Origin of the sequence: Neobacillus rhizosphaerae (assembly GCF_050477885.1) — a bacterium.
Taxonomy (GTDB): Bacteria; Bacillota; Bacilli; order Bacillales; family Cytobacillaceae; genus Neobacillus; species Neobacillus rhizosphaerae_A.
Genome location: NZ_JBCNAC010000172.1, coordinates 16437 through 27760 on the forward strand (window position 1 = coordinate 16437; position 11324 = coordinate 27760).

An 11324-nucleotide genomic window follows, 5' to 3' on the forward strand; every position below is an offset into this window, starting at 1 on the left:
GAGAGAAATCCTATATATGAGTCGGATAATACAAAAAAAAGAGGTTACTACATGAGTGAGAGAAGTTTTGAGGATTACAATTTAAGTGATGAAATACAGCGTGCACTAACTGTTTTAAAATACGAAGAGCCGACTGAGGTACAGGGTGAAGTCATCCCGCTGGCTTTGAAAAACCAGGACCTTGTCGTCAAATCACAGACTGGTAGTGGCAAGACAGCCTCCTTTGCTATCCCCATTTGCGATATGATTGACTGGGAAGAAAAAAAGCCTCAAGCCTTAATTCTTACACCAACTAGAGAGCTTGCCGTTCAAGTTCGTGATGATATCACGAATATAGGAAGATTTAAACGAATTAAGGCACTCGCCGTTTATGGAAAAGAGCCTTTTTCTAAGCAAAGAGAAGAACTCAAGCAAAAAACTCATGTTGTGGTTGGTACGCCTGGACGTGTCATGGACCATATCGACAGAGAAACCCTTGTACTAGATGAAATAAAGTATCTGATTATTGATGAAGCAGATGAAATGCTGAATATGGGTTTTATTGATGAGGTAGAAGCGATTATCAAGGAACTACCGCGAGATAGAGTAACAATGGTATTTTCCGCTACTTTGCCAAAGGATGTGGAAGCCCTCTGCCATCAATATATGAAGAATCCTACTCATATTGAGATTGAGTCAACTGGAATGACGACAGATACGATTGAGCATCGTGTCATGGAAGTAAGTGCGGAAGGAAAGCTCTCACTACTTAAAGACGTCATGGTCGTTGAAAATCCAGACAGCTGTATTATTTTTTGCAACACGAAAGAACATGTAGACACCGTATTTGCGGAGTTCGAAGAGTCTAATTATTCTTGTGAACGACTCCACGGTGGATTAGATCAGCAAGATCGTTTTGCTGTAATGGATGGGTTTAAGATGGGGAATTTCCGTTATCTTGTAGCCACCGATGTAGCGGCACGAGGAATTGATGTTGATAATGTTTCACTAGTGTTCAACTACGATGTTCCTATGGAAAAAGAAAGCTATGTCCATCGCACAGGAAGAACAGGTCGTGCGGGCAAGCAAGGAAAAGCATTTACATTTGTGACTCCGTATGAAGAGAAATTCCTTCGAGCCATTGAACGGTATGTTGGTTTTGAAATATCGAGAATGGATGCACCTAGCCAAGGCGAGGTTGCTAAAGGAAAAGCGGCTTTTGAGGAAAAAATCAGCGGTCGCCGCGTGGTAAGAAATAATAAGACCGCTCGAATCAACCAAGGAATCACGAAGCTCCACTTCAATGGCGGCAAAAAGAAGAAGCTTCGCGCTGTCGACTTTGTTGGGACTATTGCCAAAATTCCTGGAGTTACGGCTGATGATATCGGCATTATTACCATTCATGATCAGATGTCTTATGTGGATATCCTTAATGGGAAAGGTTCACTTGTCCTTCAAGCGATGGAGAATACACCTGTTAAAGGCAAGAAGTTGAGAGTGAGTAAGGCGATTAAATAAAAGCGTGGGGGCAGGATGGGATGCTGCAACTTGTGCTTGGCCTATCTCCAATTATCGGATAGCGTCCCTCTATTGGCGCATAGCCTCACCCATTTGGCGGATAACACATTTCAATTGGCGCATAGCCTCTTCCAATTGGCGGATAAGCCATCTCTATTGGCGCATAAGCTCATCCAATTGGCGGATAACTTTTCAATTGGCGCATAGCCTCTTCCAATTGGCGGATAAGCCATCTCTATTGGCGCATAGCCTCAACCAATTGGCGGATAACATCTCAATTGGCGCATAGCCTTAACCAATTGGCGGATAACACATGTCAACTAGCCCCCATTTGCAAAAAAGACGATTTTGCTAAGCATAATCGTCTCTTTTTGTATTAGACATCTCTTATTAAATATATTTCCTTAATTTCGCCTTAGTTACCTCGTTTGCAAAACTTGCCTCCACACTGTCTAGATATACTTTCTTATAATCTTCTTCACTCATGTTGAATTCATTAAAGACAATTGTACATTCCTTCGCCATCGTTGTATCAGATACCGTCCTGTTGTCGGTATTAACCGTCACTTTGATTCCATCCTTATGGAAATCATGGATAGGGTGTTCACTATATTGGTTCACTGCTTTTGTTTGAACATTACTTGTTGGACACATTTCGAGGACTACCTGTTTTTCCTTTACCACATCATAGGCCTCTGCACAGTCTTTAATAAATACACCGTGACCAATTCTTTCGGCCCCTAACATTTCAACCGCTTCAAGTACATTTTTACCCACACCCGTTTCACCAGCATGGATCGTTACCCTATAGCCGTACTCTCTTGCTAATGCAATCGGCTCTACAAAGTCACCACAGAACCCTTCCTCTTCCGATGCACATAAGTCGATGGCCACAACCCCTTTACCAAGGAATGACTTCCCTTTTTCCACAACCTCAAAAGCACTTTCAGCTGACATCGTCCGCATACAAGATAGAATAATATTTCCATAAATATCAAATTGATCCTCTGCTTCTCTGATACCCTCGATTACGCTTTGGATGATCTCTTCGACAGTTAAACCTTGAGCCGTGTGGAGCAATGGCGCAAAACGAACCTCCATATATTTCACATTTTCTTTTGCAGCATCTTCAAACAGTTCGAAGGTAATTCTCTTTAAATTCTCTTGTGACTGCATCACTAAGTTAGGAAGAGCAAAACGCTTCAAATACTCATCAAGAGATTCACAGTCTAGTGGTGCAATGAGTTCTTGTTGGATCTCGTCTCTATCCATCGTAGGCAAACTAATGCCCTCTCTTTTAGCTATATCAATAATTGTTTCCGGTCTAAGGCTTCCATCAAGATGGCAATGTAGTTCAATTTTAGGTAAGGTTGTAAAATTCATGTGATGTGACCCCCGTCATTTTTTTATAAAAAAAAAATTCCTGATTACGAAGAAAATACACATACATGTACATTCTTCGTAATCAGGAATTATTGGTTCCTGGTAGAGACCCCCAAACCATATCTTTGGAGTTATACGAACTTTTCTTATTTCATTGAGACAAGCTTAATAAAGATTTTTTATGTTGTCAAGAGCATTCCTCACTGGTAAAAATGAGGAAAGTCCGCAATTTATGAACCGATCCCAAGTCTGCTTCTTTTCAACATAAAGTAAGTTTTGGAGGGGATACTACTCATATTAGTTAAAATGTGGGAGGATTTGAACGTGACAAGAGAGAATACTCTATCCATTTTCGCATTAGGCGGAATTAATGAAATCGGAAAAAACATGTATGTTGTGCAATATGCAGACGATATTGTCATTATCGACTGCGGCGGTAAGTTTCCTGATGAAAGTCTATTAGGAATTGATTTGATCATCCCGGATATTACTTATTTAGAAGAAAACAGGGAGAAAATACGTGCTTTAGTAGTTACCCATGGCCATGAGGATCATATTGGCGGTGTTCCTTACTTTTTAAAAAAATTAAATGTACCTATTTATGCTACCAATTTCACACTAGGGTTAATCGAATTAAAGTTAGATGAACATCGATTAATGAGGGATACAAAGCTCATCCCTGTTAATGCTGATTCAAAACTTGAATTCGGGCAAGTCCAGGTATCCTTTTTTAAAGTAAGCCACAGTATTCCTGACTGTCTAGGAATTGTTTTTCATACACCAGAGGGAAATGTCGTACATACTGGCGACTTCAAATTCGACCTGACACCGGCCAACCACCAATATGCAGATATTCATAAAATGGCGGAAATCGGCCGTCAGGGTGTCTTGGCTCTCATTTCAGAAAGCACCAATGCCGAGCGTACTGGACTCACTCCATCCGAACGAATGGTAGGCAGTCATATGGATGAGGCATTCATGAAGGCGGATGGGAAGATTATTGTTTCAACGTTTGCTTCGAACGTGAACCGCGTACAGCAGGTTGTTGATGCAGCACTCAAGACGAATCGAAAGCTTGCTTTGCTTGGCCGAAGCATGGTGAATGTAGTAGATGTCGCTATTGAACGAGGGTATTTAACGGTTCCAGAGGGAATGTTGATTGAACCCCGCGAGGTCGATCAATTAGCTCCGGAAAATGTGGCCATCCTTTGTACAGGGAGTCAAGGAGAACCAATGGCAGCACTTTCCCGACTGTCTAGTGGAAACTACCGGGATGTCTCTATTTATCCAGGGGATACCGTGATTTTAGCCGCCTCCCCTATTCCAGGGAATGAAAAGGATGTATCCAAAATCATCGACAACCTCTTTCAACTTGGAGCAAACGTAATATATGGATCAGGGAGCACTACTGGTATGCATGTTTCTGGACATGGCTATCAGGAGGATTTGAAACTGATGCTCACCTTAATGCAGCCTACATATTTCATTCCCATCCACGGTGAATATCGCATGCTGCATCATCATCGCTTGTTAGCGGAATCCATTGGAGTAGAGAAAAACAATACCTTTATTATTAAAAATGGCGATGTAGTTGATATCGAAAACGGTGCGGCACGCCAAACTCGGAAGGTGCCATCAGGCGATACGTATGTAGATGGGATAAGCGTCGGCGATGTTGGGGCGATTGTATTACGCGACCGAAAGCAGCTATCTGAGGATGGAATGCTAGTCGTTGTTTTAACATTAAGTAAGGCCGAGCGAAAAATTATTTCTGGGCCTGATACGATAACTAGAGGGTTCGTATTTGTAAAAAATTCCGAGGATCTTATCAAAGAAGTGAACCAGCTGGTTCGAAAAACAGTCAATGATCTACAAGAGGAAAATGTCCGCCAATGGAATATCATCAAACAAAACATAAAAAAATCCGTTGGCCAATACCTATTCGCACAAACCAAGAGAAAACCGATGATTTTGCCTATCATCATTGAGATTTGATTCAAAAAAGGGTGTTAGGCACCATTGTGAAAATTTCACATGGTGCCTGACACCCTAATCTAGAGAACCCACGGTTTGAAATACTTCATTTGCTTCTGGCTTGACGTAAATTGTTCGACTTGGGAAGGCAACTTCTACGCCCTCTTCCTCTAAAATTCCCATAATCTCTAAGTTGATATCATGTTTGATTCTCACGTGTTCTGCCCAAACAATCGTATTGGTGAAGAAATAGATAAGAATATCGAGACTGCTATCATTATAATGATCAAATGCAACCATGATCGTATCCGGATGAATGTCTTCATGCTCCTTTAACATGTCTTCGATCCTCTGAACCACTCTGACAATTTGGTCTTTCGTCGTTTTATAGTTAATGCCTAGGTGGAAATTGATCCGCCGTTTTCCCATTCGACTCCAGTTGGTAATCGGTTCGTTTGCAAGGGTTGAATTTGGAACAGTAACGAGTGCCTGACTAAACGTTCTTACTTTCGTACTTCGGAAGTTTATATCCTCTACGGTCCCTTCAACACTAGGCGTTAATATCCATTCCCCAATCGAAAACGGTTTTTCTGTAACAATGACGATTCCACCAATTAGGTTCCCTACCGCTTCTTTGGCAGCTAAAGCAAAGGCCAATCCACCTAATCCAAGACCTGCCACCAAGCCATTGACATCATAATTAAATTCCTGACCAATAATCGTAATACTAATAGCAATAAGGATGACACGGATGGTTCTTGAAATAAACGGGAGAAGAATTAAATCTATTTTATTATTAATCTTTTGGTTCACGCTGATTAATATCCCCGATGTAGGAGAGGACAAATTAAATAATCCCCACGTAATTAACACAATGACCATCGAACGTAAAAATTTTAAAAATAACGCATTTTGTTGTTCGACAAAAGGAAAGTAATCCATTGCCACATACAAACCTACGATGATAAAAGCCCAACCTAAAGGGCGTTCAAAGCTTAAAAATATTTGTGTAAAGAAGTCAGTAGGTGTTTTTCTAGACACCTTTAGAATCAGCTGAAACACATACTTAGTAAATAGGTTTCTAAAAAGAATAAATAACATCAAAATTCCTATAGAAATCCCTACATTTTTTAACATATCATAGTCTAATGACGACATTGAAAAAGCCAATACAAATGAATCCATAGACATTCTAAAGATACCTCTCTTTTATTACTTTTTTAAATGCTCTGTTAAACTTGTCTGTTGATTTCCGCTCCAGGCACTTAGCTTTCCGTGGGCGTTTCGGCGAGCCTCCTCGGCGCTTGCGCCTGCGGGGTCTCCCCTGAACCGTACTCCCACAGGAGTCTTCGCGCCTTCCGCTCCAATCAACAGAGTATAAAAATCAACAATGTTCTTAAACACAGCCTTTTATAACAATACATCCACATATCTTAAAGCTTTAAACTAAATATTTGAATACGGCAAAAGTCATGGATTTATTCTTAAAATCTTCCATATTAATATTTATACTATTCTAACAAATAATGTAATATGAAATTATAACTAGAGTTGATGGGGGATGTTTCTATGAAAAAGAGAAAGCTGGCTTCACTTATAATCGTTGGTTTATTACTTTTATTCATTATTGTAACCGGTTTCAACACACTAACTATAAAATCAAAGCAACCCTCACCTAAGCCTGTCAAAACCGTAATTGATCAGGATGTAGCAGTCACACACCTGTCGAAAGCCATCACGTTCAAAACCGTTTCCTACCAAGACCGCAGTAAATTTGACTTCAATGAGTTTAGTAAATTTATTGATTTTTTACAAGAGAGCTTTCCTACCGTCTATAAAAATCTAGAATTTGAAAGAGTCAATGATTATGCCCTTGTCTATAAGTGGAAAGGCTCTGATTCTAGCAAACTTCCTATCGGTTTAACGAGCCATTATGATGTAGTACCCATATTATCTGGTACCGAAGCCAATTGGGAGCAGGATCCGTTCAGCGGCAAGGTGGTCGACGGTAAGATTTGGGGCCGGGGGACGCTAGATGACAAAATTGGTGTCATTGGTATTTTACAAGCAGTCGATTATCTATTAGCTGAAGGGTTTAAGCCTGACCGCGACATGTATTTCATGTTTGGGTTTGATGAGGAAATCGGCGGGGATGAAGGAGCGAGTGCTATTGTAAACACCTTGAAAGAGAGAGGAATTACCTTCGACTATGTGTTAGACGAAGGTGGAGCCATTGTTGAAAGCATGGTTCCTGGTGTGAAGCAGCCAGTCGGTGTCGTTGGGATCTCAGAGAAAGGCTCTGCCACTGCAGAATTGACGATCGAAGGCAGCGGCGGACACTCGTCACAGCCGAAGGACCATACCAATATTGGCCGAATCTCTAGCGCCATTAGTAAATTGGAAGATACCCAGTTTAAAGAAGACCTAAGGGGTCCAGGAGAAGACATGTTTGAGTTTGTGGCACCTGAGATGAGCTTTGGAATGAAATATGTGTTTGCCAACAAAGCTATTTTTGAACCGGTGATTGAAAGGATTTTATTACAGCAGCCAGCATCCGCTGCGTTAATTCGCACAACCATTGCCCCAACGATTTTTCAAGCAGGTGAACAATACAATGCTTTACCGGAAAAAGCATCCGCCATTATTAACCTTCGGGTGATGCCTGGTGATTCTTTAAAAGGAATAAAGAGTTTTATAGAAGATACAATTGACGACAAAGAAATTAATGTGAAAATCACAGGCAATGAGGCCTCCAAAGTCTCGGCCGTGGACGGCTGGCAATTTAAGTCAATCCAACAGGCAGCAAGAAATGTGTATCAGGATGCGGTGATTGCTCCTTACCTCATGTTTGCTGGCTCCGATGCACGACAATACGATCCGATCGCGAAAAATACCTATCGTTTCTTGCCCGTACAAATTACTTCTGAAGACCTCAACCGGATGCATGGGACAAACGAACATGTCAGCATCGAAAACTATATGAACGCCATTAAGTTTTATGTGGAAGTGATGAAGGAAGCAAATAAATAATATTTGAAAAACGCATACCAATTAACATACGAAAACGCTCAGAGAATTATCGCTCTGAGCGTTAATTTTATTCCATTTGACATTTATATTTACGATTTCACCTTATAAAAGTGTTCCCATATTAAAACTATCGCAGCAGTTAAAAATACTCCAAGAATGCAAAAGCACATAAATAATAAAGTTAGTAGCGAAGCACTCTTTGAGAAAGGGTCAATATTTGCATGAACAGAAAAATAATTTGCAGCAATCTTGCTACTCACAAGCATTACAACGATCCCAACAACACAAATCATAAAAATATATATTTTTTTCAAACATATCACCTCTCGTCCCTTTCCCTTTTGTTGGTTCAAAAGGAATGCCTAAGTGGTCTAATTCATTTTTTAACCTGTTAATTTAGTCTCAACATAACGATATCCCTTATTTAGTAATCATCCTAACTACAACTAACACAATCTACCATTTTTGTATTTTTGTCCAATTAAAATTCGATGAATTTGGAGCCTGCCTCCCCTTTTGGTGTAAACTAAGCCTTAATAATAAAAAAATAAAAAGCACCATGATTAGGAGGTGGTTGCTTATGACGAACATTAGGGACCTCGCCAAAATGGCTGGTGTTTCTGTAACTACTGTGTCTCGTGTGTTAAATCAGCATCCTTATGTGAGTGAAGATAAGCGAAACGCGGTGATGGAAGCCATCAAAAAAACGAATTATCAGCAAAATATTAATGCAGTACATTTGAGCATGGGAAAGACCTTTCTTGTAGGCGTGGTTGTTCCTTATATTGACCATCCCTATTTTTCTTTGCTGGTGAAGGGGATAGCAAGTGAGGCGTTAGAGAACAACTACAAACTCGTTCTCTTTCAAACCAACTACGTAGAGTCGAGGGAATTAGAAGCATTACAAATGCTGAAACAAAAGCAAATAGATGCACTAATTATTTGTTCCCGTAAAACCAGGTGGACGACGATTTCTGACTACCTGACTTTTGGCCCGATTATTTTATGTGAAGATACTAGAGGACGGTCCGTTTCGTCCACCTTTGTAGACCACTATAAAAGCTTTATGACTGCACTAGAATATTTATTTGAAAAAGGGCATCGGAACCTTGGTTATTGTATCGGACGTAAATCTGGTAGGAACAGTTTTTATCGCGAAAATGCCTTTAAAGACTTTGTCATGAAACATGACTTGCCTTTTAATCCCGCTAATAATTTTGACCACTGTTTGCATTTTGAGGATGGAGAACGGGTCATTGAGCGGATTGCAGACATGTCGGAACCGCCGTCTGCATTGTTGGTGACCAGTGATGAAGTCGCAGCAGGTATTGTCACCTGTGCCCAAACCCGAGGTCTATCAATACCTGATGATCTTGCTCTTATCGGCTTCAACAATCAACCGATTGCCAAACTGATGAATATCACCACGATGGAAATTCCGCTTGTGGACATAGGTAAAAAACTCTTTTTACAAGGTATTACTGATACTGATAATGTCACTCATCAGGAGATGCCCGTTACCTTAATTGAAAGGAAAACCGTTTAATTCATCATGTGGCTGTCCACTGTAAAAAGACAATTGTCCACAAGTAGTGCCTGACACCTTTTAATGACACCTTTTAAAAAAACTTTGGTGAAATCTCTTGACCTGAAACGCGTTTCATACAATATTCTGTTTTTGCAAAGCCTTTAGCACCTGGTCCGCGTGATCGGGCGACCGAGCGTTAGGACTGGTGCTGGAGTACTCTCGGAGGTGTTACCATGCAAAAACCAATTGTATTCTTTGATATTGATGGAACGATTTTAAATGAAGATAAAGTAATTCCAGAGTCTACGAAGACTTCCATTCGCCTACTTCAAGAAAAAGGCATTCACACGGTCATTGCCACAGGACGTGTGCCCAAAATGTTTTATTGGATTTTGAAGGAGCTAAACATTGATTCCTATGTAGCGATGAATGGACAGTATGTAGTGTTCGAGGGACAGGAGATTTACTCGAATCCTATTGATTCAGATTTCCTGCAAGCTCTATCAGCAATGACTGCAAGCAACGGTCATGCTCTAGCCTACTGCAGCCACCAGGATTATAAAGTGAGTGAAAGAAACCATCCCTATATTGAATCAAGTTTCGATTCCTTGATGATGGCTTACCCTGAAGTTGACCCAGATTATTTTAAGCGGTGGTCTATATTTCAAGGACATCTATACTGTGAAGCGCAATATGAACAAATGTATGCGGAGCGTTTCCCACAGTTCAGTTTCGTCAAATGGCATGAGTATGCGTATGATATCCTGCCAAAGGGTGCTTCAAAGGCGGTAGGTATCCAGAAGCTGATTGAAGCATTAGGAATCAAAAAAGAGCATAGCTTTGCTTTCGGGGATGGATTAAACGATTTGGAAATGCTCTCTACTGTTGGAACAGGAGTTGCTATGGGGAATGCTGTTCCGGAGGCAAAAGCTGCTGCAGATTTAGTGACAACCTCAAATTGTAATGATGGGATTCTCCTTGGTTTAATACAGGTTGGACTTTTAGAGGAAGAGCTTGCTGTAAAATAACATTCAAGGGCCCCTTCTTTCTGAAGGAGCCCTCTTTTTTTGGTGTCAGGCACCACTTTCCATTATTTTAATGATGGTACAAAAATCTTTTCATACTCGTAGTCGCCATTGGTTTCATATATTTTTATAACGGACGCATTTTCTACGGGCTTAAAGCCAGTCAATTCCTCTATCGGCCAATTCATCAGGAAGGTTAGCAGCATTTGAATAAAGGCTGCATGGGTAACAATAACCACATTTTCATACCTTTGCTGCCGCTTTACGCGCTCTATGACGGTGTGCATAAACATGGTCGCTCTCAAATAGACATCAGCCAAGGACTCCCCATTTTCATAGCGAAAATAAAATTGGCCGGCTGCTTTGAATTCCTTCTTTTTCTCTGGTGGACGATTGCTGAAGTCATAAAGATTGCCTAGTTCCCACTCTCTTATTAGTGGATTCTCGAAAAAAGGGATTCCCTCTGGTAGCTGCAAATGAACCGCTTGGGCTGTTTGAATCGTGCGTAAGTAGGGCGAACTATAAACTACTGTCTTTTCATTTAGGAGGGATTTCATAAATTCCGCCGTTTTTTGAACTTGTTCTAAACCAAGTCCTGTTAAACTATGCCTTGAATCATGGGTATGTGTCATCAACGTTCTATCGATATTATGCTCAGATTCCCCATGCCGGATCACGTATATATTCAACTTACTCCACCCTTTCACTAATCTGGTTTATTGGCTTGCATGACAAAAGTTGATTTGCTTTTGACAGTGTTTCTTTTTTTCTGGGTTACCCTGTCCGAAGTTCGATTGCCTTCTGACAATGTTTCCGTTATTTCCACCTACTCTGTTAGAAGTTCCTTATCTTCTGACAGTGTTGACAGGTTTTCCTTCGACTCTGTC

General features: G+C 40.7%; 8 protein-coding genes and 1 riboswitch. Of the genes, 5 read left to right on the top strand and 3 right to left on the bottom strand.

Annotation, left to right across the window (positions count from 1 at the left end; translation table 11 throughout):
- The first annotated feature begins 51 nt into the window (after positions 1-51).
- Positions 52-1497 carry a DEAD/DEAH box helicase gene (locus ABES03_RS23040; RefSeq protein ID WP_430121093.1) on the top strand — a complete coding sequence of 482 codons (1446 nt, stop codon included), beginning with the start codon at positions 52-54 and terminating at the stop codon, positions 1495-1497.
- 390 nt (positions 1498-1887) lie between these two features.
- Here ABES03_RS23040 and add read toward each other — a convergent pair whose 3' ends face one another.
- Positions 1888-2880, bottom strand: coding sequence for an adenosine deaminase (gene add, locus ABES03_RS23045; RefSeq protein ID WP_430121095.1), 993 nt, complete (start codon positions 2878-2880; stop codon positions 1888-1890).
- A 59-nt stretch (positions 2881-2939) separates the two neighbouring features.
- Positions 2940-3039, bottom strand: a riboswitch (purine riboswitch).
- Between the two features lie 147 nt (positions 3040-3186).
- Between add and ABES03_RS23050 the strand changes: the two genes are divergently transcribed.
- Positions 3187-4875 carry a ribonuclease J gene (locus tag ABES03_RS23050; protein WP_430121111.1) on the top strand — a complete coding sequence of 563 codons (1689 nt, stop codon included), beginning with the start codon at positions 3187-3189 and terminating at the stop codon, positions 4873-4875.
- A 54-nt stretch (positions 4876-4929) separates the two neighbouring features.
- Here the strand turns inward: ABES03_RS23050 and ABES03_RS23055 are convergent, their stop codons facing one another.
- Positions 4930-6045, bottom strand: coding sequence for a mechanosensitive ion channel family protein (locus ABES03_RS23055; protein WP_430121097.1), 1116 nt, complete (start codon positions 6043-6045; stop codon positions 4930-4932).
- 378 nt (positions 6046-6423) lie between these two features.
- Here ABES03_RS23055 and ABES03_RS23060 point away from each other — a divergent pair, with 378 nt between their 5' ends.
- From ABES03_RS23060 to ABES03_RS23070, 3 genes are all read left to right on the top strand, one after another.
- The gene (locus ABES03_RS23060) at positions 6424-7884 is read left to right on the top strand and encodes a M20 family peptidase (RefSeq protein WP_430121099.1); all 1461 of its coding nucleotides are present in this window, start codon (positions 6424-6426) and stop codon (positions 7882-7884) included.
- 580 nt (positions 7885-8464) lie between these two features.
- Positions 8465-9430 carry a LacI family DNA-binding transcriptional regulator gene (locus ABES03_RS23065; protein WP_430121101.1) on the top strand — a complete coding sequence of 322 codons (966 nt, stop codon included), beginning with the start codon at positions 8465-8467 and terminating at the stop codon, positions 9428-9430.
- 215 nt (positions 9431-9645) lie between these two features.
- Positions 9646-10440 (top strand): Cof-type HAD-IIB family hydrolase, encoded by a 795-nt coding sequence (locus ABES03_RS23070; protein WP_430121103.1) that lies wholly within the window; start codon positions 9646-9648, stop codon positions 10438-10440.
- A gap of 62 nt (positions 10441-10502) precedes the next feature.
- Here the strand turns inward: ABES03_RS23070 and ABES03_RS23075 are convergent, their stop codons facing one another.
- Positions 10503-11126 (bottom strand): histidine phosphatase family protein, encoded by a 624-nt coding sequence (locus ABES03_RS23075; RefSeq protein WP_430121105.1) that lies wholly within the window; start codon positions 11124-11126, stop codon positions 10503-10505.
- Positions 11127-11324: the final 198 nt, after the last annotated feature.